Source organism: Haloferax litoreum (assembly GCF_009674605.1).
Classification (GTDB): domain Archaea; phylum Halobacteriota; class Halobacteria; order Halobacteriales; family Haloferacaceae; genus Haloferax; species Haloferax litoreum.
In genome coordinates, this window is sequence record NZ_WKJO01000001.1 from 1 (window position 1) to 26,495 (window position 26,495).

29 protein-coding genes and 1 other RNA gene are annotated in these 26,495 nt (G+C 64.2%); 18 read left to right on the top strand and 12 right to left on the bottom strand.

Annotated elements, in window-relative coordinates; all coding sequences use genetic code 11:
- Positions 1-771, top strand: a 771-nt coding sequence (locus tag GJR96_RS00005) for an SDR family oxidoreductase (protein ID WP_151160836.1), incomplete at its 5' end; no start/stop codon positions are given.
- A 119-nt stretch (positions 772-890) separates the two neighbouring features.
- The gene (locus tag GJR96_RS00010; RefSeq protein WP_151160838.1) at positions 891-1,181 is read left to right on the top strand and encodes a twin-arginine translocase TatA/TatE family subunit; all 291 of its coding nucleotides are present in this window, start codon (positions 891-893) and stop codon (positions 1,179-1,181) included.
- Positions 1,182-1,347: 166 nt separating this feature from the next.
- On the opposite strand, the gene ffs is transcribed toward GJR96_RS00010, so the two are convergent.
- Together ffs and GJR96_RS00020 are read right to left on the bottom strand one after the other, a co-directional pair.
- An RNA gene (gene ffs / locus GJR96_RS00015) (signal recognition particle sRNA) lies at positions 1,348-1,659 on the bottom strand.
- A gap of 113 nt (positions 1,660-1,772) precedes the next feature.
- Entirely contained in the window at positions 1,773-2,186 is a 414-nt protein-coding gene (locus GJR96_RS00020; RefSeq protein ID WP_151160840.1) for a DUF7548 family protein, read from the bottom strand.
- Between the two features lie 103 nt (positions 2,187-2,289).
- Here GJR96_RS00020 and GJR96_RS00025 point away from each other — a divergent pair, with 103 nt between their 5' ends.
- The 3 genes from GJR96_RS00025 (at position 2,290) to GJR96_RS00035 (ending at position 4,359) form a co-directional block, all read left to right on the top strand.
- Positions 2,290-3,441, top strand: coding sequence for a thiolase domain-containing protein (locus tag GJR96_RS00025; protein WP_151160842.1), 1,152 nt, complete (start codon positions 2,290-2,292; stop codon positions 3,439-3,441).
- Positions 3,441-3,818, top strand: a complete 378-nt coding sequence (locus tag GJR96_RS00030) for a Zn-ribbon domain-containing OB-fold protein (RefSeq protein WP_151160844.1) — start codon at positions 3,441-3,443, stop codon at positions 3,816-3,818. Before GJR96_RS00025 ends, GJR96_RS00030 begins: the two co-directional genes overlap by 1 nt.
- A gap of 73 nt (positions 3,819-3,891) precedes the next feature.
- Positions 3,892-4,359 carry a hypothetical protein gene (locus tag GJR96_RS00035; protein WP_151160846.1) on the top strand — a complete coding sequence of 156 codons (468 nt, stop codon included), beginning with the start codon at positions 3,892-3,894 and terminating at the stop codon, positions 4,357-4,359.
- Here the strand turns inward: GJR96_RS00035 and GJR96_RS00040 are convergent.
- The 3 genes from GJR96_RS00040 to GJR96_RS00050 all read right to left on the bottom strand — a co-directional run bounded on the left by GJR96_RS00040 (position 4,353) and on the right by GJR96_RS00050 (position 7,131).
- Positions 4,353-5,090, bottom strand: coding sequence for a DUF7547 family protein (locus GJR96_RS00040; protein ID WP_151160848.1), 738 nt, complete (start codon positions 5,088-5,090; stop codon positions 4,353-4,355). The genes GJR96_RS00035 and GJR96_RS00040 overlap by 7 nt on opposite strands.
- Before the next feature lie 77 nt (positions 5,091-5,167).
- A complete protein-coding gene (locus GJR96_RS00045) occupies positions 5,168-6,256 on the bottom strand; it encodes an NADH:flavin oxidoreductase/NADH oxidase (protein WP_151160850.1) in 1,089 nt (362 codons plus the stop codon).
- Between the two features lie 110 nt (positions 6,257-6,366).
- Complete coding sequence (locus tag GJR96_RS00050) at positions 6,367-7,131, bottom strand: carbon-nitrogen hydrolase family protein (RefSeq protein ID WP_151160852.1); 765 nt, start codon at positions 7,129-7,131, stop codon at positions 6,367-6,369.
- 125 nt (positions 7,132-7,256) lie between these two features.
- On the opposite strand from GJR96_RS00050, the gene GJR96_RS00055 reads away from it, so the two are divergent.
- The 3 genes from GJR96_RS00055 to GJR96_RS00065 all read left to right on the top strand — a co-directional run bounded on the left by GJR96_RS00055 (position 7,257) and on the right by GJR96_RS00065 (position 11,895).
- Positions 7,257-8,516, top strand: coding sequence for a HEAT repeat domain-containing protein (locus GJR96_RS00055; RefSeq protein ID WP_151160854.1), 1,260 nt, complete (start codon positions 7,257-7,259; stop codon positions 8,514-8,516).
- A gap of 342 nt (positions 8,517-8,858) precedes the next feature.
- The gene (locus GJR96_RS00060) at positions 8,859-10,232 is read left to right on the top strand and encodes an SMP-30/gluconolactonase/LRE family protein (RefSeq protein ID WP_191965783.1); all 1,374 of its coding nucleotides are present in this window, start codon (positions 8,859-8,861) and stop codon (positions 10,230-10,232) included.
- 70 nt (positions 10,233-10,302) lie between these two features.
- A complete protein-coding gene (locus GJR96_RS00065; RefSeq protein ID WP_151160858.1) occupies positions 10,303-11,895 on the top strand; it encodes a phospholipase D-like domain-containing protein in 1,593 nt (530 codons plus the stop codon).
- Between the two features lie 24 nt (positions 11,896-11,919).
- Here GJR96_RS00065 and GJR96_RS00070 read toward each other — a convergent pair whose 3' ends face one another.
- Positions 11,920-13,821 (bottom strand): DHH family phosphoesterase, encoded by a 1,902-nt coding sequence (locus GJR96_RS00070; protein WP_151160860.1) that lies wholly within the window; start codon positions 13,819-13,821, stop codon positions 11,920-11,922.
- 73 nt (positions 13,822-13,894) lie between these two features.
- A complete protein-coding gene (locus GJR96_RS00075; RefSeq protein ID WP_151160862.1) occupies positions 13,895-14,749 on the bottom strand; it encodes a fructosamine kinase family protein in 855 nt (284 codons plus the stop codon).
- Between the two features lie 105 nt (positions 14,750-14,854).
- Here GJR96_RS00075 and GJR96_RS00080 point away from each other — a divergent pair, with 105 nt between their 5' ends.
- Positions 14,855-15,340 carry a Mov34/MPN/PAD-1 family protein gene (locus GJR96_RS00080; protein WP_151160864.1) on the top strand — a complete coding sequence of 162 codons (486 nt, stop codon included), beginning with the start codon at positions 14,855-14,857 and terminating at the stop codon, positions 15,338-15,340.
- The gene (locus GJR96_RS00085; protein WP_151160866.1) at positions 15,337-15,765 is read left to right on the top strand and encodes an adenylyltransferase/cytidyltransferase family protein; all 429 of its coding nucleotides are present in this window, start codon (positions 15,337-15,339) and stop codon (positions 15,763-15,765) included. Before GJR96_RS00080 ends, GJR96_RS00085 begins: the two co-directional genes overlap by 4 nt.
- Positions 15,766-15,882: 117 nt before the next feature.
- Here the strand turns inward: GJR96_RS00085 and coxB are convergent, their stop codons facing one another.
- Positions 15,883-16,593 carry a cytochrome c oxidase subunit II gene (coxB, locus tag GJR96_RS00090; RefSeq protein ID WP_151160868.1) on the bottom strand — a complete coding sequence of 237 codons (711 nt, stop codon included), beginning with the start codon at positions 16,591-16,593 and terminating at the stop codon, positions 15,883-15,885.
- A 162-nt stretch (positions 16,594-16,755) separates the two neighbouring features.
- Between coxB and GJR96_RS00095 the strand changes: the two genes are divergently transcribed.
- The 4 genes from GJR96_RS00095 to GJR96_RS00110 all read left to right on the top strand — a co-directional run bounded on the left by GJR96_RS00095 (position 16,756) and on the right by GJR96_RS00110 (position 19,585).
- A complete protein-coding gene (locus tag GJR96_RS00095; protein ID WP_151160870.1) occupies positions 16,756-18,165 on the top strand; it encodes a heme o synthase in 1,410 nt (469 codons plus the stop codon).
- Between the two features lie 2 nt (positions 18,166-18,167).
- The gene (locus GJR96_RS00100; RefSeq protein WP_151160872.1) at positions 18,168-18,824 is read left to right on the top strand and encodes a DUF7546 family protein; all 657 of its coding nucleotides are present in this window, start codon (positions 18,168-18,170) and stop codon (positions 18,822-18,824) included.
- 106 nt (positions 18,825-18,930) lie between these two features.
- Complete coding sequence (locus GJR96_RS00105; protein ID WP_151160874.1) at positions 18,931-19,167, top strand: SelT/SelW/SelH family protein; 237 nt, start codon at positions 18,931-18,933, stop codon at positions 19,165-19,167.
- Between the two features lie 13 nt (positions 19,168-19,180).
- Positions 19,181-19,585 (top strand): metal-dependent hydrolase, encoded by a 405-nt coding sequence (locus GJR96_RS00110; protein WP_151160876.1) that lies wholly within the window; start codon positions 19,181-19,183, stop codon positions 19,583-19,585.
- A 23-nt stretch (positions 19,586-19,608) separates the two neighbouring features.
- Here the strand turns inward: GJR96_RS00110 and GJR96_RS00115 are convergent, their stop codons facing one another.
- Both GJR96_RS00115 and GJR96_RS00120 read right to left on the bottom strand, forming a co-directional pair.
- Positions 19,609-20,631: an aldo/keto reductase gene (locus GJR96_RS00115; protein ID WP_151160879.1), complete on the bottom strand. Its 1,023-nt coding sequence runs from the start codon at positions 20,629-20,631 to the stop codon at positions 19,609-19,611.
- Positions 20,632-20,683: 52 nt separating this feature from the next.
- Positions 20,684-20,986, bottom strand: a complete 303-nt coding sequence (locus tag GJR96_RS00120; protein WP_225317688.1) for a hypothetical protein — start codon at positions 20,984-20,986, stop codon at positions 20,684-20,686.
- Between GJR96_RS00120 and GJR96_RS00125 the strand changes: the two genes are divergently transcribed.
- Positions 20,985-21,983: a Gfo/Idh/MocA family protein gene (locus GJR96_RS00125; RefSeq protein WP_151160881.1), complete on the top strand. Its 999-nt coding sequence runs from the start codon at positions 20,985-20,987 to the stop codon at positions 21,981-21,983. The two genes, GJR96_RS00120 and GJR96_RS00125, sit on opposite strands and share 2 nt — an antisense overlap.
- Positions 21,984-22,001: 18 nt before the next feature.
- On the opposite strand, the gene GJR96_RS00130 is transcribed toward GJR96_RS00125, so the two are convergent.
- On the bottom strand, positions 22,002-23,399 hold the full coding sequence (locus GJR96_RS00130) for a PQQ-dependent sugar dehydrogenase (protein WP_151160883.1): 1,398 nt from the start codon (positions 23,397-23,399) through the stop codon (positions 22,002-22,004).
- A 120-nt stretch (positions 23,400-23,519) separates the two neighbouring features.
- Here GJR96_RS00130 and GJR96_RS00135 point away from each other — a divergent pair, with 120 nt between their 5' ends.
- From GJR96_RS00135 to GJR96_RS00145, 3 genes are all read left to right on the top strand, one after another.
- Complete coding sequence (locus GJR96_RS00135) at positions 23,520-24,461, top strand: ABC transporter ATP-binding protein (protein WP_151160885.1); 942 nt, start codon at positions 23,520-23,522, stop codon at positions 24,459-24,461.
- Positions 24,458-25,213, top strand: a complete 756-nt coding sequence (locus GJR96_RS00140) for an ABC transporter permease (protein WP_151160887.1) — start codon at positions 24,458-24,460, stop codon at positions 25,211-25,213. Before GJR96_RS00135 ends, GJR96_RS00140 begins: the two co-directional genes overlap by 4 nt.
- Positions 25,214-25,319: 106 nt before the next feature.
- Positions 25,320-25,604, top strand: coding sequence for a DUF7545 family protein (locus GJR96_RS00145; protein ID WP_151160889.1), 285 nt, complete (start codon positions 25,320-25,322; stop codon positions 25,602-25,604).
- A 93-nt stretch (positions 25,605-25,697) separates the two neighbouring features.
- Here the strand turns inward: GJR96_RS00145 and GJR96_RS00150 are convergent, their stop codons facing one another.
- A complete protein-coding gene (locus GJR96_RS00150; RefSeq protein WP_151160890.1) occupies positions 25,698-26,495 on the bottom strand; it encodes a ZIP family metal transporter in 798 nt (265 codons plus the stop codon).

Genomic DNA, 26,495 nt, shown 5'->3' on the forward strand with positions numbered 1-26,495 from the left:
ATGAGTTTACTCGAAGGCCGCGTCGCGGTCGTCACAGGTGGGAGTTCGGGAATCGGACGTGGAATCGCACTGGCGTACGCCGAGGAAGGCGCAGACGTTGTCGTCTGCGACATCCGCGAAGACCCGAAGGAGGGCGGTCGGCCGACGTACGTGAAAATCGAGGAGGACACAGACCAGTCGGCGACGTACGTCGAACTCGACGTAACCGACCCCGCAGCGTTCGAGGATGCCATGGACGCGGCGGAGGCGTTCGGCGGTGTCGACATCATGGTCAACAACGCCGGCATCTGGCGACCGGAGGACTTCCTCGAAGTCACCGAAGGGGAGTTCCAACAGATGATGGACATCAACCTGAAGGGAGTCTACTTCGGCGCGCAAGCGGCGGCCAAGCGGATGGTCGAACGCGGCGGTGGAAGCATCATCAACGTCTCCAGCATCAACGGTATCTACGGGAACGGTGGCTATCCGACGTACAGTGCCTCGAAGGGTGCCGTTCGGACGCTCTCGTACTCGCTGGCCCACGGCCTCGGCGGCCAGGGAATCCGCGTCAACGCCATCCACCCCGGTGCGATAAACACGAAAATCGGCCCCGAGGACGCCGAGGCGACGACCGAAGAACAGATGGAACAACTGAAAGCGATGATTCCTCTCGGTCGGCAGGGAGAACCGGACGACGTGGCTGGTGTCGCCGTCTTCCTCGCCAGTGACCTCGGGAAGTACGTCACTGGAGAATCCATCGTCGTCGACGGTGGATGGACGAGTTGGCGCTGAGCGTCTCGAACACCGAGTGAGACTTCCCCGTCTCACCGTCGTCTATTACTTTTCCGTTTATTTCACCCGCCAGACACGGACCGTCTCTCTTATCTTCCCCCCGAACGTAAGCGAACGTAATGCTCAACTCGATTCCACTGTTCCCGGGTCTGCCGGGCGGCCCAGAACTGCTCATCGTCCTGCTCATCGTCGTCCTCCTGTTCGGCGCGAACAAACTGCCGCAACTCGCACGTTCGTCCGGGCAAGCGATGGGTGAGTTCCGCCGCGGACGCCAGGAAATCGAAGAAGAACTGCAGAAGGGCGTCGAAGGCGAGGCAGAAGACGAGGCGACGGCAGACGAAGACGACGACGAAGAGACGACGTCCGCCGAGACTGAGTCTGTCGAGACAGAAGCCGAGAAAGAGAACTAATCGGGTTTTCTGGGGGGAGACCCTACACGATATTCTTCCCGTACGTGGAGTGACAACCCTCCCGAAGTGTCTGTCGAGCGGTGCCGACGACCGACGGTTCACGGAGTCTCGGTCGCAAAGAACGAACTGCGAGAGCCTCCGCTCGCAGTGTGAATGAGGTATGAATGGATGGACAGCGAGGTTGCCCGGCGTTCCGACGAGGGGAATCTCGGTTGCCTCCTCCACCCCGCGATCCCTCGAGCGACGCACGTCCGATGGTCCGCTGCTCGCTCCCGCGCCTGGCGGGGTACCACCGATGAACCGTGCCAACCCTTCCCTGCGGAAGGGGTACACGGAACCGCTGTCCCCGAGGGACGAGGTTTCTACGTTGGCTTCCGAGGCCCGCGCCGGTCTGACCGGACGCGCCCGTTTTTGGTCCCCGCTAAAGACCTATTTCGCGGGTAGAGAGCAGGGCCTAACTGCCCGACCTAGTCCACTCCTTCATAATCCACCGACTGTTAAGGGCCTTTCGACTCGGAGAGCGAGAAACCGGGGGACATCGTCGGGGTAATTCGGCCACGCGAGAAGCGCGTTATCGGTTCCACATCCGGCTTACACGATACTTCGGGCGTACGCTGCTGCGCCGACGAACGTGACGGCGGCAGCGCCCATGACCGTCCAGCGGTGGTAACTCAACCACGCGTACTGCTCGGGGAAACTGAACAGCACGTTCGGGTCGATGGCGAACGCCCAGATGACCGAAATGCCGAGCATCGAAACCGACATGACGAACGCGAGACCGGCGGCCACCGCGGGGTCAGTTCGCTCCTGTCTCCCAGAGAGGAAGACGACGACGACGAGGAGTGCGAGCATCCCGACGATGGAGATACCGAATGGTCCTGACGCGTAGTACGTAGCCATCTCACCGGCACCGGGTTCGACGGCGACGGCCGGCACCGCGACTGCGATAGCGAGGAGAATCGCACCGACGAGTCCGACCGTCGGAGCGAGGCGTTCGGTGTCCATGAACCGTGGTTCGGGTGTCCGATTGATAAACGGTTTGAGACGTGGTCGCGCGCGACCACGAACGATTGGCCGGTTTTAAATCGCGCTGTGACGACGTGCGCGTATGGACCGCGTAGCGATTATCGGTGCATCGATGACCCAGTTCGGGAAGCGCGATGCGTGGATTCGTGAGTTGCTCGCCGAGGCCGGGCAGGAAGCGCTCACGGATGCCGGCATCTCTCCCGACGAAGTCGAGCACCTCTACGTCTCGAACATGGCGAGCGGTGAGTTCGAGGGCCAGACGGGGGTTCCGAACGCCCTCGCGCACGACCTCGCGGCGATGCCCGCGTACACCGCCCGAATCGACCAAACGTCTTCGTCCGGCGGTGCCGGCGTCTACGCCGCGTGGCAGTCGGTCGCCTCCGGCGCGTCCGACATGACCATGCTCGTCGGCGGCGAGAAGATGACCCACCGCTCGACGGCGGAAGCGACAGACGTCATCGCCTCGCTGACCCACCCGGTCGAGTACAAACACGGCGTGACGCTCCCCTCGTTCGCGGGACTCACGGCCCGACTCTACCTCGACACCTACGACGCCCCGCGCGAGTCACTGGGGAAGGTCGCCGTCAAGAACCACAAGAACGGCCTCGACAATCCGCACGCCCAGTTCCGCAAGGAAGTCGACCTCGAAACGGTGCTGGACTCGCCAATCGTCGCCGACCCGCTTCGACTCTACGACTTCTGTCCCATCACCGACGGGTCCGCGGCCCTCGTCTTCTGTCCCGAGTCGGTGGCCCGCGAGTACACCGACGACTACGTCGTCGTCTCCGGTATCGGCGGCGCGACGGACACACACGTCGTCCACGAACGCGCTGACCCGACCACGATGGGCGGCGTCGTCAACTCCTCCGAAATCGCCTACGAGATGGCCGACCTCGACCCCGAAGACGTCGACGTGGCGGAACTCCACGACATGTTCACCATCCTCGAATTCCTCCAGTCTGAAGACCTCGGGTTCTTCGAGAAGGGTGAAGGGTGGAAAGCCGTCGAAGAGGGCGTCACCGACCGCGACGGTGAGTTGCCCATCAACACCTCCGGCGGCCTGAAGTCGAAGGGCCACCCCCTCGGCGCGTCCGGCGTCGCACAGGTGTACGAGATTTACAAGCAACTCATCGGTGACGCAGGCAAGCGACAGGTCGACGCCGACGTCGGCCTCGCGTGCAACGTCGGTGGCTTCGGCAACTGCGTGACCACGACCATCATGGAGTCCCGATAATGTCCGACGACAACCCCTCGATGGAAGCGTACCGCTACCCCGACGGGAGCATCACCTACCCCGGTCATCCCGTCGGCCCCGACGGCGAAGAACCGGTCGGTACCGTCGACCTGAGCGAGTACACGGCGACGGTCCTGACGTGGACCACCTCGACGGCAACGCCACCGGGCGTCCGGGCACCCAACACGCTCGCAATCGTCGAGTTCGACGTGGACGGCGAACCCGTGCGCGCGATTGGCCAAGTCACGGACGAAGACGACGTCGAAATCGGCGACGACGTCGAACCAGTCTACTGCGAGGAACTCCGCGAACCCGGCGCAGGCATCCGCGAACCGGCGAGTCAGGAGTGGGACGGGTACCGCTTCGAACCCGTCTAATCGACGTCCTTCGTCGCGATTCTTCGATACCCCGGACGAGAATGTTGATGTGGCTACACGTTCTACGTCCCGTATGAACCGAACCCAGCAGGGTACCTTCGCCCGCGACGCAGTCGTCGCGACTGCGGTGTTGGCTGGACTATACCTCCTCGGGTACGGCGTCCAGTTCCAACCCCTCCAGATACCTACCTACCTGCTCATCGTCGGATTCGACCTGGTAGAAGCCGCGTTTGGTTCCGCAGGGGCAAACTACGACCTGCTGTTCGCCGCCTACATCGTGGGCCTCGGCCTCGTCGGCGCGACAGTCGCGCACGTCCTTCGTCTGTGGGCACGCGAGACCGACCTCTCACAGTGGCGACTCGGTGCGGCGGGGGCAGTGGCTATCGTCGGCACTCTCTCGCTGCTGTTCGGCCTCAGAATTCTGCTCGTCGGGGGTCAGTTGACACCCGTGCTCGTAACCGGTACTGCCGGACTCATCTTGTTAGGCGTATCGGGGTGGCTCTCCGGCCTTCTCCGCGTCGAACTCGGGGCGACTCAGTAGTCGCTCGGTTCTTCGTCGTCTTCGTCGTCTCCTTTGACTTCTCGCTTGATGGACTCTAACTCGGCTTCGACGTCGACCTGTGGGGTGTCGTCGCTCTCACCGTCAGCGTCGTTGGCGACGTTCTCGGAGCCTTCTTCAGTCACGTCGATTCGGACTGGCCCCGAGTCGCGCCCTCGTGCGTCGCTCCGCCGCCGCCAACTCGACTCGAAGCGCCGTTCCTCGTCGCGCCAGTGGCGTTCACGAGACGTTCGCTCTCGCTCCGCGTCGGTGATTCGGGCGTCGAGTTCGTCGGCGAGTGAGCGAGCGTGTTCCATGATATCTCGGGCGTCCGAGTTCGACGGCAGGTCCGCCTCCGAGAGTGCCTTCCGAAGTTCGTCGAGGGCGCGTTCGACACCGTAGACGGCGGTTCGGGGGACCTCGCGCATTCGCACGTCGATGTCGCTTTCGGTGCGGCGGTCTTCCATCACTCGACCGGGGTCCGAGAGACGGATGAGACGGCGGAGGAGTTCGAGCGAGGCGATGGTCGCTTCGAGGACGGCGATGATAGTCGGGAGGGTGTACGACTCGGTAAAGCGCATGACTTCGCCGAACGTCGGTGGGCGCGGATTCCGGAACCGGTCGCGTACCTCGCGGTCACGTTCTTCGCGGAGTTCCGAACCGAGTTCGTCCAGCGTCTCCCCGAGTTCGTCGAGCACGTCGAGGATGTCGTCGTCCCGTCGTCGGTCGCTCATACGAAACGATTGGGCCGCATCGGGGATAAGCCTTCGAGGCGGAGAGGCGGACGAAGAAGAGAGGCCGTGAGTGTACGCTATCGACGCGGGACTGCTCGGCAGTACTGCGGCGGCCAGTCAGCGTCGACGCCGAGTTCGCCGGCGGCGTGGAGCGCGAAGTACGGGTCGCGGAGGTGTTCTCGCCCGACGATTGCGAGGTCCGCCCGACCGTTTCGGACGAGTTCGTCGGCGTGCCGGGCCGTCCGAATGCCACCGACTGCGCCGACCGGGACACCGGTCTCTTCGCGGATGAGTTCGGCGTACGGAACCTGATAACCGGGGCCTGTACTGGGAATCTGCTGGTCAGGGTGGAGGCCGCCCGCACTCACGTCCACGAGGTCGGCACCGAGGTCGGCGAGGTCCGCGGAGAGTCGGACTGACTGGTCGAGGTCCCACGAGTCGCGGTCGTCCAGCCAATCGGTCGCCGAGATGCGGACGAACACGGGGTTGTCGTCGGGCCACACGTCACGAACGGCTTCGGTCGCCTCGCGCACGATTCGCGTGCGGTTCTCGAACGACCCGCCGTACTCGTCGTCGCGGTGGTTCGTCACGGGTGAGAGGAACTCGTGGAGGAGGTATCCGTGCGCGGCGTGGACCTCTGCGATTTCGAATCCTGCGTCGAGTGCGCGCTCTGCTGCTGCGCGGAAGTCGTCGACGATGCCGCCGACTTCTTCGGTCGTCAGTTCGTGGAGTTCGGGGGCGTCACCCTCGTAGGGCCACGGCACGTCGCTCGGCGCGACAGGGTTCCATCCACCGTCTTCGGGGAAGACCGGTTCACTCCCTTCCCACGGCCGGGACTTGCTCCCTTTCCGACCCGCGTGCGCCAGTTGAATCGCGGGGATGCTGTCCATCGATTTGACGAACGACGCGACTCGTTCGAGTGCTTCGGCGTGTTCGTCACTCCAGATGCCGAGGTCGTTCGGGGAGATGCGACCTTCCGGCGAGATTGCTGTCGCCTCAGTCATGACGATACCTGCACCGCCGACTGCTCGACTCCCGAGGTGGACGAGGTGCCAGTCGTTGGCGAGGCCATCGGTCGACGAGTACTGGCACATCGGCGAGACCATGATACGGTTCGAAACTTCCGTCTCTCGGAGTGAGAGCGGACTGAAGAGCGAATCGGTCATCGTCCGTCGTTGGTCACCGTCGGCAAAACCCCACTCGATTCCGGTGATGCAGACCGGTTTTCTCTCCGACGACACGGCCCGGGTCCCGGTGGTACTGAGACACTCCGCAGTCAGTCGGCCGACCCAATGAATTCGCGTTGTTCGTCGAGGACCTCGCGGTCGAGCGTCCACACGAGGTCACGCTCGTCTCGGTTCAACGCCGCGGCGACGACGCCGTCGGGTCTGACGACCAGCGAGCGTCCGGCGAAGTCCGTCTCGTCAGCGCCCGGAATCGACCCGCTTCCGGTTCGCCCCGCGCCGACCAGCCATCGAACCCCGTCGAGCGCACGGGCGCGACAGAGTAGTCGCCAGTTCTCAGAGTGCGCGGCGGGCCACGCGCCGACGACGAAGAGCGCATCGACGCGTTCGTCGGTCAGGGCCGCGCTGTCGCCGACGAAGTTCAGGTCGTAGCACGTGAGGAGACCGGCCTTCCCTGCCGGCGTATCGACGGTTACGAGTTTGTCTCCGGGTGTTACGACTGACGCCTCGTCGCCCCAGAGGTGCCGCTTGCGATAGACGGTAGCCGTTCCGTCGGTCCCGACGTAGGCGGCGGCGTTGTAGAGTGTGTCGCCGTCGCGTTCGAGAAACCCGGCGAGTACGTCGAACCCATGGTCAGCAGCGACGGATTCGAGGAAGTCGGTCGCGTGGCCGCGCGTGACCGCCCCGCTGAACGCGCGGTTGTCGGCGACGAACCCCGTCAGCGCGTACTCGGGGAAGACGGCTATATCGACGCTGTCGGGCAGATTTGCGGCGCGGTCGCTGATGACGGCCTCGTTCCGTTCGGCGTCGAGGTCGGAGAGAGACAGTTGCGGGATAGCGACGGTAGGACCAGTCACGACCCAACAAACGACGGCGAGTAGAAAAAATACCTCGGCATTGAGGCAACGTTCCGTGGCGCACCCCCACCGATGGGCGAAGCGAAGGGAAACGCTCTTTTTACAGACGGACGGACTTCCGGCATATGAGTGACGGGGACGACGATACGACGGAACTCTCGCCCGAGAGCCTCGACGAACGCCTGAACGAGGCAGCGGAGGCCCTCGAAGCGGCAGAAACCGAAGCCGACCTCGACGACGTCGAGGCGACGCTCGACGAGATAGAAGCGGATATCGAGGCCGCAGACCTGCCCGAGGCCGACGACGAGGACGAAGACGACCCTGCCGAGGAACTCACCTCGCAGGTGTCCGACCTCCGCGACGACCTCGAATCGCAGCGTGGCCCCTACGCCGAAGACGCCATCGAGACGCTCGAAGAGGCGAAGTCCACCATCGCGGACACGCGCTGGACCGAGCAGGGTGAAGGCGAAATCGTCGCCGCGGTCGAATCCTTCGCGGACGACTTCGGTGGCGTCCTCGACGCCAGCGTGTCGGTCGACGGCGACGACGACGCGGCCCTCACTGCCGCCCTCGACGAGGCCATCTCGGCCATCGAAGCGGCAGGCCTCGACGCCGACGAGGACGCAGAGACCATCGCTGACCTCATCGAAGTCACCGACGGCCTGACCGACGGCCTCGACGACGCTCAGGAGTGGGACGACCTCGAAACGCGCGAGAAGCTCCAAGCACAGGGCTTCTACGACGTGCTCGGCCACTACAAGGACTACCCACCGGAACTCTCGGCGCTCAAGGAACACGAGAAGCGCGGCAACGTCGACATGATTGCCCTCGCGTTCGAGAGCTTCCAGTCCGGCTTCATGGAAGAGTACTGTATCGAAGCGTTCACGCGCATGAACGACCCGGCCGCGTACGACGCAGTCGAACCGCAGGCCAAACGCCGTAACAAGGGCGCTATCAAGGCCATCGGAAAGATGGGCGCCGAAGAGGGCGTCGAGATGCTCGTCGACTACGCCGACACCGACAGCGACCCGGCGCTCCAGAAGGTCGTGTTCAAAGCACTCGGCGAAATCGGCTCCGAAGAGGCGACGCAACCGCTCGCGGACAAACTCGCCACGGAGAACGAGAACGTCCGTTCGGCCGCCGCACGCGCCCTCGGCATCCTCGGTGACACGCGCGCTGTCGACCCACTCACCGACGTCTTAGCGGACGACGGCGTGGACTCCGTGCGCGCGAGTGCCGCGTGGGCACTCCGCCAGATTGGCACCGAGACGGCCCTCGAAGCGGCCGCCGAGTACGTCGACGACCGGTCGTACATCGTCCAGCGCGAGGCCGAACTCGCCGCCGAATTCCTCGGCGACGACGTCGAACCCGAAGCGACGGTCTGAACGCGCAGACCCGTCACCTCCGCGCACGACTGTTCGACCGACTGTCTCGACTATCGACGGATTACACACTCGCGAGTCCGATTAACCCAGTCGTAACAGCGGGACGCCATCTCTCTGTATTCGTCCCGCTGACAGTAAGGATTAACATATTGCTTAGTCAACTGTCAGAATTCTGTCTTTAATTCGTGTCCAGTGGGCCTGTTTTATTTCAAATATAACAATCCAACAAGGAATTGTAGGTCTCCTCTGAACACCGCTCGGAACGTCACGCAGCGGTTCCGAGTTGGGTGGCAGATGATGGTGCTAAGAGACATGAGAACAGAAATTTCGCGGAGGACGGCATTGAAAACGCTCGGCGTGAGTGGAGTGGTACTCGCTGGCGGAGTGACAGCGATATCGGGGCAATCAGACGACGCGTCGGACGACGTCGGAGAACTGGAACTCGTCTACGAGTTCGAACCGCCGGAAGGGTCACCGCAAGAACCACCCTTCGGCCAACATCCAGAGAACGTCGCAATCGACCCGTTTGGAAACAAGTTCGTGAGTGTGCCGTCACAGGCACAAATCTGGAAGTTCGGGCCGGAGGACGAACTGGTCGACCAACCGTTCGTCCAGTTCGATTCGACAGAAGAGTTCCTCGTCGGGCCGACTGGCGTCGAATACGACCCGAGCGGGAGACTGTACTCGGCGTTCGTGAGTGACCTGTCGAGTTCGGAAGACGCCGAGACGAACGGCGTGTACGAAATCGACGACGAAAACGGTGAGTACGAACTCTACGCAGAGATATCGAACGACGTCGAGGACTTCCCGACGTTCCCCAACGACATCGCGTTGCTCGAAAACTCGTTGCTCGTCACGGATAGCTTCAGCGGCGTCATCTGGGAAGTCAAACGAGGGAGGGCAGAGGTGTGGGCCGGTGAGTTGTGGGACGGTGAGGACGACTTCCCGACTGGTCCGCTCGCCCCACCGGCACCGGCGGCCGCCGGTCCCCAGTTCGGGCCGAACGGACTCCAGTTCACGGAAGACAAACGAACCCTCTACGTCGCCAACACTGCGAAGGGCACGATTGTCGAGATCCCCGTGTTCGAAGGAAACGCACGTGAGCCCGAAGTGTTCGTCGAGGGACTCGTCGCTCCGGACGGCCTCGCGATGGACGTCGACGAGAACCTCTACGTCGCAGACAACGGTGCCAACCAAATCCTCCGCATCTCACCGAACGGTGACGTCGAGGTGCTCGCAGAGAACGAGGCGATGGACGGTGAACAGGAGACGACCACCGAAGCAGAGACAACGACGGCAGAGGAGGGGACCACGACTGCCGAAGACGGAACGACGACCGACGAAGCAGGAACGACGACCCCAGAAGAAGAGACTACGACTGCGGAAGCAGGAACGACGACCCCCGAGGATGGAACCGCAACCGCCGAAGAAGGAACCACGACCCCCGGGGACGGAACCACAACCGACGAAGAAGGAACCACGACCCCCGGGGACGGAACGGCGACCACTGAACAAGGAGACGACCAGACCGAACCGGACAGCGAGGGCGGCGTCCCAGTCCTCGACCAACCCGCAGACGTGACGTTCGGAACCACAGACGACCAGCTCGAGACGCTGTATATCGTCAACCTCGCGCTTACGTCGCAGTTCGAAGAGCCGAGACCAAGCTTCGTGAAACTCGACGTCGGTGTCGACGGTCTCCCCGTCGAACGCTGAGCAGACGGCGAGAACGGACACAGACGACCACTACGAACCTTTTTGAACCATCACGGGACCACCGCGGAGTGTGTTCCATCGGGTCGCCCTCGTCGTCATCGTGCTCGCAACCGTCGCCCCCGCACCGGTCGCAACTGCAATCGGCCCGCCATCAGCGACCACGGTGTCGCACGCCGACGCTCGAATCCTCTCGGCACTCCCAGACCCGGCGACACCAGACGACCGTGGCGAATTCGTCGTCGTCCGTGCCTCCCAAGGGACCACTCTCGTCCTCGACGATGGCGAACAACAGGTCTCGTTCGTCGCACCCGGTGGACCCGTCGCGGTCACGTCGAACCCCGCAGCGACGGCAAACCTCACCGACTATCCGACTGTCGCACCCGGTCTCGACCTCGCGAACGACGGGGAGACCGTGACGCTCAGCGTGGACGAACGGGTCGTAGACCGACTCGTGTACGACCGGAGTCGAGAGGGTGAGCGTCTCGAACGCCGCGACGGACGGAACAGCGCGTGGAGATGGTGGCCGCGAACGCTTCCCCGGCAGAACGTCACGACGCACGGCCCGGCCGAGGCGACTCTGTTCGCCCTTCCCGACTCGCCGACCGTCCCGGGAGCGACGCTCCGCGGTGCCGACGAGCGACTCCTCCTCGCAGGCTACGTCGTCTCGTCATCGCGCGTCGCGGACGAACTCGTCGCGGCCCACCAGCGAGGTGTTCGCGTGGAAGTTCTCGTGGACGACGCGCCCGTAGGAGGCTTTCCCCGACCATCTGCGCGCGTCCTCGACAGACTCGTAACCGCAGGCGTCACCGTCCGCGTCGTCGGCGACCCGTACTCGTTTCACCACGCGAAGTACGCCGTCGTGGACGACGAGGCACTCGTCACGACAGAGAACTGGAAACCGGCCGGCACGGACGGCCGGAAGAGTCGAGGATGGGGTGTCGTCGTCCACTCACCTGCCGTCGCCACCGACCTCGCGACGACGTTCGCGGACGATTCGAACCTGCCTGCGACTCGGTCGTGGGAGACGTACCGAACTGGCCGACAGTTCGTCGTCACCGACGTGGCGAACGGGTCGTACCCCACCCGCGTCTCTCCGGAGACGGTGACTGCCGACCGCGTCTCGGTCATCCGGGCACCCGACAACGCCGAAGCGGCAGTCGTCCAGCGACTGGACGCTGCAGACCGGCGAATCGACGTGATACAACCGAGTGTCGAAGCCGACGGGCCGTTCGTCGTCGCTCTCAAACGCGCGGCCAAACGAGGCGTCCGCGTCCGACTGCTCCTCGGGAGTGCGTGGTACGTCGACGACGAGAACCGGGAACTCGCGGACCGACTGAACCGCTGGGCCGACCGAACCGGCCACCCGCTATCGGTTCGACTCGCACGTCCTGCCGGGCGATACGGCGCGATTCACGCGAAGGGTGTCGTCGCCGACGACGTCGTCGTCGTCGGGAGTCTCAACTGGAACCGACACTCGGCGCGGGAGAACCGTGAAGTCGCTATCGCGCTCTCCGACCCCGCGGCGGCGGCCTACTACCGCGACGTATTCGAGACAGACTGGAGCGCGAGTCGACAGGGCGCACGGCCGACGCTCGTCGCCGCAGCAGTGGGTTCCGTACTGGTCGCGCTGGCAGCGCTCAGGTACGTCGAGTTCGAAGAATGAGACTGTGGTCGTTCTCGTGTCGGCTTACGCCGTCGTCGAGAGTTCTTCGTCGATGTCGGCTTCTGCCATCTTCTCGACGAGTGTGTCGATGACTTCCTCGCGCATGCCGCTGACGAACTTGATGGACCCGACGACGAGGTGGCCGCCACCGGAGACGCCGCCGCCGACGACTTCCTCGTTCAGTTCGGCGACCATCCGCGGGATGTCGAGGCGGACGCCGTCAGAGCGCAGGACGGCGAAGTCAGGGCCGTAGCCGATGGTGATGACCGGTTCGCCGGTCTCGGTGACCTTCTTGTCGTGGAGTTTGCCCGTGGTCTTCCCCGGCGCGGGGTAGGTAAATCGGTGCGCCCACTTGTCGAGGTCGATGCGGTAGAGGTTGGCACCGCTGTCGAGACGCTCGTGTTCGAGGTGTGGTTCGGCCGCTTCGAGTTGCCGCTCCACGTCGCGTTCGGCACGCGTCGAGAGGAACTCGACGAGTTCACGATGCCGTTCTTCGTCGTCGCATCCGACGTTGAGCACGTCGTTGACGATGGACGCACCGTCGTTGTACCGAAGCCAGTGTGCGGCGTAGTCGAGTGCTTCACCGACGTCGAGGAGTTCTTCGCGGTCGTAGCCTTCCGCTTCGGCCAGCGCGATGTAGTCGTCCATGACCTCGGCCTTCGAGCGGTCCGAGAGACCGGCGACGGCGGGGACGTGGCGCAGTTCGTCGGTCACGTCGGGGTGAATCATCCGCGCGAGTTCGACACACATCATGCCGGTCGTGATGCGGTAGTCCTCGTCGTGGAGGTACGGGTTGACGTGTGCGTCGAGGAGTGGGTTGACCGCCTCGGGGTCCGGGTGGTGGTGGTCAACGACGGCGATGGGGACGTCGTAGTGCGCGAGGTTCTCGTAGGCGGGCACGTCCTCTTCGGTCGACCCGTTGTCGAGCATCAAGAGGAAGGGGAGACGCTGACCGTGGCGGGCTCGGCCTTCGAGTGCGAAGTTCAGGTCGCGCGTGACGTCTTCCATCTCGTAGAACGGTGCCTTGCTCGGCAGACGCTTGAACAGGTGTCGGGGTGCGTCGGGGTCGTCGTGGACCTCGGTGATGAGTCGTTCGAGGGCCAGTTGGACCGGAACGGACGCACACATGCCGTCACCGTCGGCGTGGTGGCGGACGCGAATCGGACGGCCTTCGAGGACCGTGCGGCGCAGGAGTCGGGCCACGTCTTCGAGGTCCGAACGGAGTTTCTCGAACGCCGGCCACTCGACGAGTGGGTCGACGTCTTCGGGTTCGGCGCGTTCATCGAACGCGGCGTCGATTCGCGCTCGTGCCTCGGTCGCCGCCTCGTCTTCGAGGACGGAGAGGCCATCCACTTCGAGTTGGCGCGTCCCTTCGTGGTCTTCGACGGTCCCGCTCATGCGGATAACGTCGTCGAGTTCGACGTGGGGGAACGCGCGGACGCCGGCCTCTTCGAAGGCGGCGGCGGCGACGATTCCCGAGTCGTCGGCGATGCGGAAGACAGTGGGACCACCGGTCTGCTTTATCTGGGCGACGACGCCCTCGATGGTGACCGTCTCACCGACCGTGAGGTCGGAGATGGGCGTGATGGTCGGTTCGTGGTCGACCGTCAACGTGCGGTAGTTGTCCGGCGTGTCTTCGACGAACGCGATGTCGCCGTTCTCGCGGACTTCGTCGAGGCGGACGACGAGACGGTCACCGACCTCGTAGTCCGTCGAGAGGTTCGACTCGTGGATGAGACCAGAGACTGAGTCGGAGATGTCGACGAAGATGCCGTACTCCACGACGCCGTTGACGACGGCGTGGTAGTGCGCGTCGGTTTCGGTGTCTTCGACGGTACAGTTCGGTGCTAAATCGTAGACGATAGGTCGCGAGTCCGAATTCGGACCCGAGTCGGCGCCGGAATCCCCGGCGTGCTCGTCACTCATAGTCTGGCTAGGTCGGGGGTTGGTGTTAAGCTTTACAAAAGCGTCTCGTGAGCGCTCGGAGTCACAGACGCACTCAGTACCCAATCGCGTCCAACGCCTCTCGAACCTCGGGGACGTACGCTGACCCGAACACGCGGACGTGTTCGAGAAGCGGGAAGAGCGCGTAGACGGGTGAACGCTGCTCGAAGAACCCGGAGTCGATTCCGCGCCGTTCGTCGTACGCGTCGAAGAACGCGTCACCGGCCCCGTCGAACCAGTCGACGTACGCGAGTTCGACCTCTGGGTGCGCGTAGTAACACGCCGGGTCCAAGAACGCGACGACGCGGCCATCTCTGACGCGAAGGTTGGCCTCCCACACGTCGCCGTGGACGAGTCGTGGTGCCGTCGGTTCCGTGACGAGGGTTCCGAGGTCCGAGGCGACGGCTTCGATTCGCTCAGCGGTCGGCGCCGGGAGGCCCCCATCGACTGCCGCGTCAGTCCACGGGAGGAGTCGCTGGTCGCGGAAGAACTCGACCCAGGAGTCGGTCCACGGATTCGGTTGCCGATACGGTCCCGAGAGGGTGTCGAACGGGAATCCGAACGCCGGTGCCGTCGTCTCGTGGAGTGATGCGAGGTGAGCGGCGAGGTCACGTTCGGCCCGTTCATCGAGTGTAGACTCGCCGTCGACGTACTCGAGGACGAGGAAGTCCGGGTCTGATGCGAACACGCGCGGAACGGGGAGACCGGTCTGGCGGAGTGCGTCGAGCATCGCGGCTTCGACGTCGAGTGGCGTGTCGCCGACTTTGACGACGAGGGGGGGCCGGTTCGGAACGCCGAGTCGATAGACACGCCCGACGTGGCCGCCGTCGAGTTCCGTCGAAGAGATGCCGTTTGCATCCGTTCCGAGAGCGCGTGCCACGCGCTCGATGATGGCTCCAGAGAGCGTCACGTAAGTGAACTGTTGGGGGCGAGAACCTCAGTATGACGGTTCGGTCGCTGTACGACCATCGGGCGTTCCGGAACCCTTAGATGGAGCGCCCGCGGACGACTCGGTATGCGACTCTTCCGGTCGCGGGAGGTCATCGGAATCGCCGCCGAGGCTCTCGACTTCGCGCTCGAAGCAGCAGCGGAGACACATCCGAACGAGTACATGGGACTGCTCCGCGGCGAAGACGCCACGCAACTCGGCCTCGACCGAGACGGCCTCGTCGTGACAGACGTACTGATAATCCCCGGAACCGTTTCGGACCCGTTCAGTGCGACCATCAAGACCAACTTCGTCCCGAACGACTTCCGGGCTGTCGGGTCGATTCACTCGCACCCGAACGGTGTCCTCCGCCCGAGCGACGCGGACCTCGACACCTTCGGGAGTGGGACCGCACACATCATCATGGGCCACCCGTACGGCCCGAACGACTGGGAGGTGTTCGACCAGTCCGGCGACCCACGCGACTTCGAGGTCATCGACGTCGACCTCCCGGACCCAGAATCGTTCTTCGACTTCACACAGGCAGATATCGACGCGGAGTTAGACCGATGAGACGAGTTATCGCACAGGGGACCTTCGACATCCTCCACCCGGGTCACGTCCACTACCTGTCGGACGCGAAAGCGATGGGCGACGAACTCCACGTCATCATCGCGCGCAGCGAGAACGTGACGCACAAGCCGAAACCGATTCTCGACGACCGACAGCGCCGCGACATGGTCGCCGCCCTCGACGTCGTGGACGAAGCGCACCTCGGCCACCCCGACGACATCTTCGTCCCTATCGAGGAGATTGCCCCCAGCGTCATCGTCCTCGGGTACGACCAACACCACGACGAGGAAGCACTCGAAGCCGCCCTCGCCGAACGCGGCATCGACTGCGAAGTCGCCCGTGCGACGCCCCGTGACCCGTCGTCCGACGACGAAGTCCTCTCGACGGGGCGCATCATCGACCGAATCGTCGAACGGCGCTGCTGACTCTGTTTTCGTTCGCCGCGTCGCGACTCCGTGAGTCTCACGTCAGTGTGCAATCGACTGCTAGGCGAGTGACAGCGACACCACTCAGCGGACAGAGAAGGTGGAAAAACGAGAGGGTTACTCGCTGGACTGCTGCTCGTCGAGCCAGTTCTGGTACTCTTCTTCCGAGACGACTTCGACGGTGAAGTACATCTGCGAGTGAGCGACACCACAGTACTCAGTACAGTACCCCTGGTAGGTGCCTTCCTCGTTGGCGACGGTCCGGATGGTGTTCGTCGAACCGGGCATCGCGTCCTGCTTGAGCGCGAGTTCCGGGACGTGGAAGCCGTGTATCACGTCAGTCGACGTCACCTGGAAGTAGACGGGGCGGTCCTTCGGGATGACGATTTCGTTGCCCGTGGTGAAGTTACCCTCTTCGGGGTAGTACATGTTCCAGCCCCACTGGTAGGCTTCTGCCGTGACGACGACCGGGTCTTCGGCCGCGTCGATGTCGTTACCCTGGTAGGTGACGTCCTCGTTCGCCAGCACACCGTAGGAGGCGACGCCGACGAACAGCAGGATGATGGCGGTAGCGATGGTCCAGGTGATTTCGAGTCGGCGGTTCTCCTTGGTCGGCAGTGCGCGCTCGCTGTTGCGGAACTTGATGACCGTGTAGATGAGGATGACCTCGACCAGCACGGTAATCGGGATAGCGACGTACAGAAGCTTCCCGTTCAGTTGGTTGATGAGCTCCGACGTAGTGGACGCCTGCGCCGCGGCGGGGGTGGCGACGAGTGCCATCACGACCGCTGCAAGCAGGGACGCGAGCGCGAAACGCGTCTTTCTCATGCTGAACGGGAGTTAGGAACAACCGCATAAATGCGTACCGACTCTCACGCCGTCGTTTATCAACGGCCGCCCCACATATGGTGGGGGGCTACGGTCCCCCTGCGGGCGAAAAAGCGGGGGTCCTAAATACGGGACGGCCTAATCCCTCCGTAGGTGAATATCGTGGCCACGACGCGCGCTTCGAACACGTTCCACGGCCTCCTCGCCGCGACGGCGATGGGAGTCTACGTGCTACTTCTCGTCGGCGCGACGACGGCGCTCACTGATGCGGCAGCCGCGTGTACTGCGTGGCCCGCGTGTGGCGATGGGCTCACACTTCCGTCGACGATGGACGGGTGGGTCGCGTTCGGCCACCGCATCGCCGCCGTCCTCGTCGGTCTCTTGGCACTCGTGACGCTCGTCTCGGCGTGGCGCTCTGACGCGTCCCGCCGGGTGAAAGCCACAGTGACCGCATCGACGGCGCTCTACCCAGCACAGGCCGGACTGGGTGCAGTCGTCGCAACCGTCGGCGCAAGTGCATCGCTCTCGACGCTCCACCTCGTGGTGGGGATGGCCATCTTCGGCGGCCTCCTCGTCGCGCTGGCGTGGACACTCGAAGAAGTAACCGGTGACCCGACCGACAAACCCGTCGGCGCACCGTCTCGGGACCTTCCCCCAGCAGAAGAACAGGAACGGCCGGCAGTCCCGACCGAACCGATTGCCCGAGCGAAGGCGACAGCGTGGGCGTACTTCCGTCTGATGAAGCCACGACTGATGTGGCTCCTGTGCCTCGTCGCCTCGGCGGCGATGACGCTCGCGGGCACCGTCTCGCCCGGCCTCTCGACGTACACTATCCTCGCGACACTCGGCGGTGGCGTCCTCTCTATCGGTGCCTCGGGGACGTTCAACCACGTCCTCGAACGCGACGTCGACCGACGGATGCAACGGACGAGCGACCGACCACTCGCGGTGGACCTCGTCCCCGTCCGCAACGCAATCGCGTTCGGCGTCGCCCTCGCAATCGCGTCGGTGGCGCTCTTTGCGAGCGTGAACTGGCTCGCCGCTGTCCTCGGACTCGTCGCAATCGCGTTCTACAGCGTCGTCTACACGCTCATCTTGAAGCCGAACACCGTCCAGAACACGGTCATCGGCGGTGCGGCGGGCGCGCTCCCGGCGCTCATCGGCTGGGTCGCAGTGACCGGCGACATCGGCCTCGGCGGCGTCGTCCTCGCCATCGTCATCTTCCTGTGGACGCCGGCGCACTTCTACAACCTCGCGCTGGCCTACAAGGACGACTACGCCCGCGGTGGCTTCCCGATGATGCCCGTCGTCCGCGGTGAGACCGAGACGCGAAAGCACATCGTCTGGTGGCTCGGTGCCACGCTCATCGCCGCCGCCGGCCTCGCTGTCATGGACGCACTCGGCGTCGTCTACTTCCTGACGAGCGTCGTCTTCGGCGGCGCGTTCCTCTACTTCGTGGTGCGCTTGCACTACGAGCGCGACGACACGGCGGCGTTCCGCGCATTCCACGCCTCGAACGCATACCTCGGGATGTTGCTCCTCGCCATCGTCGTCGACACCCTCGCCCTCTGAACATGGCAACTGCAACCGCCCTCCCCCGTCCGTCGCGGTCCAGCCTCCTCCGTGCAGCGTTCGCCGTGAACACGACGTTGATTCTGGCGTTCGCCTACCTGTTGTTCACCGACGCGAGCGTCGGGGCCCCTCGATACGCCGTCTACGGCGTCACGTGGGTCGTGGTCGGCCTCTGGGTCCTGTTCGACACCAGAGTATCCGCCGCGTCGGCGGCGACGAAACGTAAGGCCGCAGTCGTCGGCGTCGCCTATTTCGCGCTCTTGGCCGTCGCGGGTGGCCTCATCACCTCCCCAGTGCCGGGTGGGACTGAGGGCCTCCGCGTCGCGTTCCTCCCGCCCGGATGGGGACCGGCACTGGTCTACGGCGGCGACCTGTTCAACCTCGTCCTGATGCCGGCACGTGTGATTGGCTACGCCGCCCTCGCGTTCCTCGTCTACGACACCGTGGTCGAAGCGGCGGGCGCGGCAGTCTCCGGCATCGTCGGTCTCTTCTCGTGCGTCTCGTGCTCGTGGCCGATTCTCACGTCGCTCGCGACCAGCGTCTTCGGGAGTGGAACGGCGCTCGCACTGACGGTGTCGACGTTCTCGTACGACCTCTCGACGCTCGTCTTCCTCGTCACCGTCGTCTTGCTTCGGTGGCGACCCGGATTTAGCACGTAGCGATTCGCGACGGTCTGTTCGTTCTCGTCGCTTCTGTGTCCTTCTCGTCGCTTCGGGCTTCGTTTCCGCCGCCTCGTTTTTACTCGTCCAAACGCTAGACCAACCTATGACCGACGTCGAAATCGAATACTGCGTCCCGTGTGGCTTCCTCGAACGCGCAGAGGAGATACAGCACACACTGCTCCAACAGTTCGGCCAAAAACTGGACCGCGTCGCACTCGTAACGGGTGACCACGGCGTCCTCACCGTCACCGTCGACGGCGAACGCGTCTGGGACAAGTCCGAAGACGAGTACGACCCGGACGAAGTTCTCCGGCGAGTCCGGCCGCACGTCGGCGCGTGACCCCGTCCGAGTCGTGAAGTCGCTAGAGCACGCGGCAGTCGGACTCGTCGTCGGAACGGTCACTGCGCTGGCGCTCGGCCCACCGGGTGGAGTGCCACTACTCGTCGTCGTCGCGGTGCTGGTGAGCGTCTTCGTGGACCTCGACCACTTCGTCATCGCCCGCGTCGAACGTGGCGATTGGCGACATCTCAGACTCGCGGTGACGAACCCGCGGGTCGGTCTCTTCGAACAGGAGAAGCTATTCACCGACTTCGGGACCGAATTCAATCGCAAGCGACTCTTGAGTCATCACCTCGTCGGAGGCGTCGCAGTCGGTGGGGTGGCACTGTCTGGTGCCGCATCGCTCGCCGCGTTCGTCGCCGTCGTCCTCTACGCGCACGTCGTGTGCGACTATCTACGGGACCTCGGGATTGCGTGAAAACCAGCGCAGTCTCGGAGCGGCTAGTGCCCCCAGCGCCGCCCGTCTTCGTCGTAGCGGGCGTTCATGATGCGCTCCCACTGGTCGGTCGAGAGGTCCACGTCCGCCGCGCCGACGTTCTCGCGGAGTTGCTCCGGCGTCCGCGCGCCGACGATAGGGACGACAGTCGCCTCCGGGTAGTCCATAAGCCATCGAAGCGCGACCTGTGCGGGACGGGCGTCGACTTCGTCGGCGACGGCGCGCACTTCGTCGAGGACGTGCCAGCCACGTTCGGAGAGGTAGAACTTGTCGAAGCGTTCGTCGAACGACCCGCGGGACCCGTCGGGCGCGACGTATTGTTTCGGGTCGTCCGGGTCGGCGCGTTCGTACTTCCCGGTGAGGAACCCGCCTGCGAGTGGCGAGTACGGACAGACTGCAATCTCCTGGTCGCCACACACGTCGAGGTAGTCTTTCACGTCCTCGTAGTACCCCGCGTGGAAGAGCGGTTGAGTCACGTCGAACCGGGCGTAGTCGTGCACGTCAGACTTCCAGAGCGCCTTCGTGAGTTGCCACGACGCCATCGTCGACGCACCGAGGTAGTTCACCTTCCCCTCTTCGACGAGGGCGTTGAGCGTCTGAAGCGTCTCTTCGATGGGCGTCTCGTCGTCCCAGCGGTGGATGTAGTAGAGGTCGAGGTAGTCGGTCCCGAGGCGGTCGAGCGTCCCCTCGATTTGGTTGCGGATGTGCGTCCGCGAGAGGCCGCGACTGTTTGGGTTGTCTTCGTCGAAGGGGAAGTAGACTTTCGAGGCGACAACGTAGTCCTCGCGGTCACGCTCTGCAAGCCAGTTGCCGATGTACTCCTCGGAGGTGCCGTTTGGGTCGCCGTAGACGTTCGCGGTGTCGATGAAGTTCCCGCCGTGTTCCTCGAAGGCGTCGAGGAGTTCGTGGGCGTCCGCTTCGTCTGTCTCCAGTACGCCACCGGTTCGTCGCCCGAATCGCCACGTCCCGAAACACAACTCCGAGACGCGCGTCCCCGTCGAACCGAGTCGTCGATAGTCGAGGCTCATACGCGATGACACGTTGGCCGGCGACTAAAGGGTGCGAGTTGCGGCGAGGGGTTCAGCTTTGTTCGTCAGCGTTGGGCGGTTCGGCGGGGGTCGCGTCCGCCTCGAACAGTTCGCGCGCGACCGGCGCGCCGCCGAGTGTGAGCGCGAGGAGGAGCACCGCGAACCCGACTGTGACGAACCCCTGCGACGGATTCTCGGCGAGGGCAGTAACGTGGAGTGCCCCACCGACCAACGCGAGCACGACGGCGAACCGCTGGAGGACTGCGTCGTTCATGACCGACCCACACGAGCCACCCGGGAATCCCTTGCGACTCGCCCGCACGCTTTTGCCGCCCGCCCACGACATGTAATCCATGTTTAGAGTCGCCGGAATCGGCCTCGGGAGCCTCGGTATCATGGAGTGCCGCCTCTTCGACGAGATGGACGGCGTGAGTATCGTCGCCGGCGTCGACCCGGTCGAAGCCGTCCGAGAGAGCTTCGCCGACGAGTTCGGCGTTCCCACGTACGAATCAGTAGACGAACTCGTCGACGCCGAGTTCCTCGACGCGGTGACAATCGCCTCCCCGCACACGAAGCACTTCGACCAAGCACTCGCCGCACTCGACGCCGGAATTCACGTCCACCTCGAAAAGCCGATGGTGACCGACCTCGGCGGCGCACGCTCGCTCATCCACCGCGCCGAAGAGAACAATCTCACGCTCGCCGTAGGCTATCAGCGCCACTTCGACCCACGGTTCCACGAACTCCGCCGCCTCGTCGATTCCGGGCGCATCGGCGACCCCCACATGGTCGTCTGCCACCTCGAACAGGAGTGGATTCAGTGGACGAAAGACGAGTGGCGCGGCGACCCGTCACTCTCCGGAGGCGGCCAACTGTACGATTCCGGGTCCCACCTGCTCGACGCGATGCTCTGGGTCACGCGTTCGACACCCGTCACCGTCGCCGCCGCCGTCGACCACCGAGGCCACGACGTGGACGTGAACTCGGCCCTCGCCGTGGTACTGGACAGAGACGGTGAGCGACTCACGGCCAGCGTCGCCGTGTCGGGTGACGGGCCGAGCATCCCCGAACCGGGTGAGTCGCTCCGTATCATCGGCACCGAGGGAATGGTCGCGTTCGACGGCGAGACCATCGAGGTGACAGAAGGAGGAACGACCTACCGTGCGACACCACCGGTCCCCGACTTCGAGACGCTGACCGAGAAGAAACTCCGAAACTTCGTGGACGCCGCCCGCGACGAGGCTGACCTCGCCATCCCTGCGGAAGACGCCCTCCACGTCACGGCGCTCACAGAGGCGGCGTACGAGTCGGCGACGACCGGTCGCCGGGTCAACGTCGGCGACGAGGCCTGAGTCTGCACCTCGCCGAAGTCAGGCGACACGAAGTCGATTCAGCGTCCCCGTCGTCCCACTGATTCGCGTGCTTCCACTCGTACAGACGTAGAGTTCACCGGTCGGGTCGCGGCCGAACGCGAGGACGTTCTCACCGCCGCCGCCGAGGTCCGAGACTGGTATCTCGACGATGTCCCACGGCCGCGACTCCTGTGGTCGTGCGGCGAACAAGCGGCCCTGTGACTGCCAGTCGGCGAAGACGTACGCGCCAGACAGGGTTGGAATCTCCTCGCCGCGGTAGACGTAGCCCCCGATGACTGCGACGCCTGATGGGCCGCCGCCCGAGTGTGGATATTCGAGCACAGGGTCCACGAGTGGTTCGCCGCCCGGCGTCTCTGTCGGACACTCTCCTGCACGGAAGCAGTGTGCTCCTTCGCGGACGTTCCATCCGTAGTTGCCGCCGGCCTCGACGAGATTTACCTCTTCCCACATGCCCTGTCCTACGTCTGCGACGTAGAGGTCCTCCCCGTCGAACGAGAGCCGCCACGGGTTTCGGAGTCCCAACGCGTACTGCTCGTCGTAGCCGTCCCTGCCGACGAGTGGGTTGTCTTCGGGGATACCGTAGGGTTTGTCCTCGTCACCGGAGACGCCCCCTCGACTGTCCACGTCGAGTCGGAGGACGCTCCCGAGGAGGTTCTCGGTCACGTCCTGTCCGTTTCCGCCGGTGACGGCGTCGTACCAGTCGTCGACGTGCCCCCGCCCTTCGTCGTTGGCATTGCCGCCGTCGCCGACGGCGACGTAGAGGTACCCGTCGGGACCGAACGCGAGTGCACCGGCGTTGTGATTTGCCTGCGGTTGGGGAATCTCGAGCAGGGTTCGTTCGGAGTCTGCCGAGACAGTCGTCGCCTCGGGGTCGACCGTCAGTTCACTGAGGACGAACGTGTGACTGTAGTTCGACGGCGTCCCCGACCGCCGGGGGGCACTGTACCGAACGAAGAGTCGGCCGTTGTCGGCGAACTCCGGGTGGAACGTGAGGCCGAGGAACCCGCGTTCGTCGTAGCCACGAAGTTCGACGACTTGGTCGGTGATGTCGAGGTACGGGTCCGGTCGAAGACCAGTGTCGTCGTGGAGCCACACCCGACCGGGTTGGTCGACGACGAACCGCCGTGACCCGTCGAAGGCCTCGGGGATGGCCACGTCGACGGGCGAGGTGAATCCGCTGGCGACTGTCTCGTATCTGAGTTCGAGCGACGCGAGGTCGGAGTCGCGACCACTCGTTTCCGTCCCGTCACCCCCATCGTCGGCCGTCGTCCCCGCTGTGGTCTCTGTCGTCGTCTCACCCGTCTGCCCGCCAGTTGGAGCACCCATACACCCTGCGAGACCGCCGAGGAGGACTGTTCCAGTCGCCGTGAGGAACCCGCGCCGAGACCCGTTCATGTCATCGTAGAGGGGTGCACCGGGAGTAAGACTTCCTCCGGTTCGAGAGGCACTCGCCGGGCGTCGAACCCGACGGCGATTCCGAATCCCTTACCACCCGATGGGTTCGTCGGATACGACATGGACGAGGTACTCGTTGCTGACGGCCTCACGAAGTCCTACGGCGACGTGGAGGCGCTTTCGGGCGTCTCCCTGTCGGTCGCCGAAGGGGAGGTCTTTGGCCTCATCGGTCCGAACGGCGCGGGGAAGACGACGCTGATTCGCGCCCTCACGGGCACGACCACGCCCGACGGTGGGTCAGCATCGGTACTCGGGAGTCCGCCGGGGGATGTCGACCGACAGCGACTCGGTCTCTTGCCGCAGGACTTCCGGCCAGCAGGTCGATTGACCGCGCACGAACTGGTGTCGTACTACGCTGGTCTCTACGACGGGGGCCGCGACCCTGCCGACGTCCTCGCCGAAGTCGGACTCGCCGACGTGGGCGACACGTGGTACGAGAACCTCTCGGGCGGCCAACAGCGACGCGCCTGTATCGCCCTGACACTCGTGAACGACCCCGACGTACTCTTTCTGGACGAACCCACGACAGGTATCGACCCCGCTGGCCGACGAGCGCTCTGGACGCTCATCGACGACCTCGCAGACCGTGGGACGACGGTGTTCTTGACCAGTCACTCGATGGAAGAGGTCGAACGCCTCGCCGACCGCGTTGGGTTACTCAACGAGGGGACAATCGTCACGGTCGGTCGACCCGACCAACTCGTCGCCGAGTACGGCGGCGAGAGTAGACTCGTCGTCAGAACCGCGAGCGACGCGGACCTCGACGGTGTGTCTCTCCCCGGGTCGCTCTCCGGCGACGTGACCGACGACGGACTCACCGTCTACGGTGTCGGCCCTCGACAGATAAGCGACGCCGTCGACGCTCTCGACGAGGCGGGCGTCGTCTACGAGTCACTCGTGTGGAAGCAACCCGGCCTCGAAGAGGTCTATCTCTCGCTCACGGGCGAGCAGTTCGAAGCGGCGCGACCTGCTGCTGCCGCCGCAGTCGGAGGTGAGAAATGAGCGCCGCCGAACGCGTCCGCTCGGAGTTCGTCGCCTCGTGGCACTCGTTCCTCCGTCGGCGGACGGCCGTCTTCTTCACGTTCTTCTTCCCGGCCATCATCGTCGTCATCTTCGGCGCGTTGGTCCAGACCCAACCGACTGGCGGCGGCCTGTTCGCCGAACCCAAGGAGTACTATATCGCTGGCTACCTCGCCGTCGTCGTCCTGTTTACGCCGCTCTCGCGGGTCGGCAGTACAATCGCTCGCCACCGTGACGGCAACCGCTTCGAGAAGTTGGCGACGACGCCTCTCACCCGTAGCGAGTGGCTTCTCGCACACGCACTCGTCAACGTCGTCGTCATCGGCCTCGCGGCCCTGTTGCTCCTCGTGCTGTCGCTTCTCGTGACCGGTGCGTCGATTCCGCTGTCGGCGTCGACGCTCGCACTCGTCGCATTCATCGCGCTCGGTGTGACGCTCTTCTGTGGCCTCGGTGCACTCATCGGTAGTCTCGCCGACTCGCAAGATGGCGTCATCGCCGCGAGCAATGCTATTGCTCTCCCGTTACTGTTCCTCTCGGAGACGTTCGTGACGCCCGACTTGCTCCCGGCGTGGTTCCAACCGGCGTTGAACCTCTCGCCGCTGACGTACTTCGCACGCGGGGTCCGAGCACTCACCTACTCCGGCGGTGACTGGGTCCTCAACCTCGCGATTCTCGCCGTCCTCGCCGTCGCGTTCTTCGCGGTGGGGACGATGGCGATTCCGCAGACGGACTGAAAGAATCCTCGCAGGGGGTCCCACGTCGTCGATTCGGCGGGTCGGCAGGGCGTCCTCGACGCCCGTAAACTCAAGTCTTAACCCGCGTCCGAACACACGTGGGGGCATGGTCGAAACCGAGACGTACACCATCGAAGGACCGAACGGTGACTCCGAAGACATCGAACTTCCCGCTGGCCTCGTCGACATCTTCGCAGAACAGGGCGAAGACCCGACGAGCGTCGTCGGTGACATCGTCGTGCAGGCGTTCGCACAGCAGGCCCACGTCGTCGCCCACCACAGTGAAGGTGGCGCACCGGCAGACATCGCCGAAATCAACGAGAAGATGGAAGACCTCTTCGAGGACCGCTTCGGCATCGCACTCTCTGAGGCCCTCGGCCACTCGCACTAAGCGAGTTTCCAACGCGGCCGACTCACACTTTTTTCACTGCTGGTCAAGGACCGACAGCGACAGTACCCGTCGAAGACAGACGAACGCCGGTAGTTAGATGAACGCCAGCGGAATCATGATAGCGAATCCGGCGGTGAGTCCGGCGACCAGTTCCACCTTCCCACCGCGGGGGAGACGCTCACCGAGTTCGAGTGCCTCGGGAATGAACTCCGTGAGGACGAGGAACACCATGGCACCCGCCGCGAATCCGAACCCAAACGGGAGGAATTCGCGGGCGATGCGGACGAAGTAGAACGCGATGACCGCGCCGATGGGTTGCGGCAGACTGGAGAAGATGGCCCACCAGACGAGTTTCCAGTTGGGGACGTCCATCGACCGAAGGGGGATGGAGATGGCGAGTCCCTCGGGGACGTTGTGAATCGAGATTGCGATGGTCATGAACACTGCGAGGAGTGGAACCACGAACCCGAACAGTTGGACTCCACCGTCGAGGCCGAGGTCGGCGAACGAGACGCCGACGGCCACGCCCTCCGGGAAACTGTGGACAGTGAGGATGCCGAGAATCAACAGTAGTTTTCGGAAGTCTGCCTCTTCGTACTTCTTCGGGTTGACCTCCACGCCCTCGATGATATGGTGGGCGACGAGGACGAGGACGACACCGGCGAGGAGGCCGATTCCCAGTTGGAGGGGCGTCCCGTTGGCGAGGCCCTCGAAGATGAGACCGAACAGCGACGCGGAGACCATAATCCCGGATGCGATGCCCCACAGCGCCACGTTCCAGCGGTCGCTGACATCTGAGACGAAGAAGAACGGAAGCGCACCGATTCCGGTCGCGATTGCCGTGATGAGCCCTGCGATAAAGACGAACGCGAGGGCGCCAAATTGCTCCAT

Bases quoted from the DNA above. Each gene is read 5' to 3' on its own strand.
- GJR96_RS00040 (WP_151160848.1), bottom strand. From the start codon at position 5,090: ATGAGCGACCGACGACGGGACGACGACATCCTCGACGTGCTCGACGAA.
- GJR96_RS00115 (WP_151160879.1), bottom strand. From the start codon at position 20,631: ATGAGCCTCGACTATCGACGACTCGGTTCGACGGGGACGCGCGTCTCG.
- GJR96_RS00120 (WP_225317688.1), bottom strand. From the start codon at position 20,986: ATGGATTACATGTCGTGGGCGGGCGGCAAAAGCGTGCGGGCGAGTCGC.
- coxB (WP_151160868.1), bottom strand. From the start codon at position 16,593: ATGAGAAAGACGCGTTTCGCGCTCGCGTCCCTGCTTGCAGCGGTCGTG.
- GJR96_RS00035 (WP_151160846.1), top strand. From the start codon at position 3,892: ATGAACCGAACCCAGCAGGGTACCTTCGCCCGCGACGCAGTCGTCGCG.
- GJR96_RS00150 (WP_151160890.1), bottom strand. From the start codon at position 26,495: ATGGAGCAATTTGGCGCCCTCGCGTTCGTCTTTATCGCAGGGCTCATC.
- GJR96_RS00145 (WP_151160889.1), top strand. From the start codon at position 25,320: ATGGTCGAAACCGAGACGTACACCATCGAAGGACCGAACGGTGACTCC.
- GJR96_RS00130 (WP_151160883.1), bottom strand. From the start codon at position 23,399: ATGAACGGGTCTCGGCGCGGGTTCCTCACGGCGACTGGAACAGTCCTC.
- GJR96_RS00020 (WP_151160840.1), bottom strand. From the start codon at position 2,186: ATGGACACCGAACGCCTCGCTCCGACGGTCGGACTCGTCGGTGCGATT.
- GJR96_RS00125 (WP_151160881.1), top strand. From the start codon at position 20,985: ATGTTTAGAGTCGCCGGAATCGGCCTCGGGAGCCTCGGTATCATGGAG.
- GJR96_RS00140 (WP_151160887.1), top strand. From the start codon at position 24,458: ATGAGCGCCGCCGAACGCGTCCGCTCGGAGTTCGTCGCCTCGTGGCAC.
- GJR96_RS00045 (WP_151160850.1), bottom strand. From the start codon at position 6,256: ATGACCGATTCGCTCTTCAGTCCGCTCTCACTCCGAGAGACGGAAGTT.
- GJR96_RS00105 (WP_151160874.1), top strand. From the start codon at position 18,931: ATGACCGACGTCGAAATCGAATACTGCGTCCCGTGTGGCTTCCTCGAA.
- GJR96_RS00135 (WP_151160885.1), top strand. From the start codon at position 23,520: ATGGACGAGGTACTCGTTGCTGACGGCCTCACGAAGTCCTACGGCGAC.
- GJR96_RS00010 (WP_151160838.1), top strand. From the start codon at position 891: ATGCTCAACTCGATTCCACTGTTCCCGGGTCTGCCGGGCGGCCCAGAA.
- GJR96_RS00085 (WP_151160866.1), top strand. From the start codon at position 15,337: ATGAGACGAGTTATCGCACAGGGGACCTTCGACATCCTCCACCCGGGT.
- GJR96_RS00070 (WP_151160860.1), bottom strand. From the start codon at position 13,821: ATGAGTGACGAGCACGCCGGGGATTCCGGCGCCGACTCGGGTCCGAAT.
- GJR96_RS00100 (WP_151160872.1), top strand. From the start codon at position 18,168: ATGGCAACTGCAACCGCCCTCCCCCGTCCGTCGCGGTCCAGCCTCCTC.
- GJR96_RS00055 (WP_151160854.1), top strand. From the start codon at position 7,257: ATGAGTGACGGGGACGACGATACGACGGAACTCTCGCCCGAGAGCCTC.
- GJR96_RS00080 (WP_151160864.1), top strand. From the start codon at position 14,855: ATGCGACTCTTCCGGTCGCGGGAGGTCATCGGAATCGCCGCCGAGGCT.
- GJR96_RS00030 (WP_151160844.1), top strand. From the start codon at position 3,441: ATGTCCGACGACAACCCCTCGATGGAAGCGTACCGCTACCCCGACGGG.
- GJR96_RS00025 (WP_151160842.1), top strand. From the start codon at position 2,290: ATGGACCGCGTAGCGATTATCGGTGCATCGATGACCCAGTTCGGGAAG.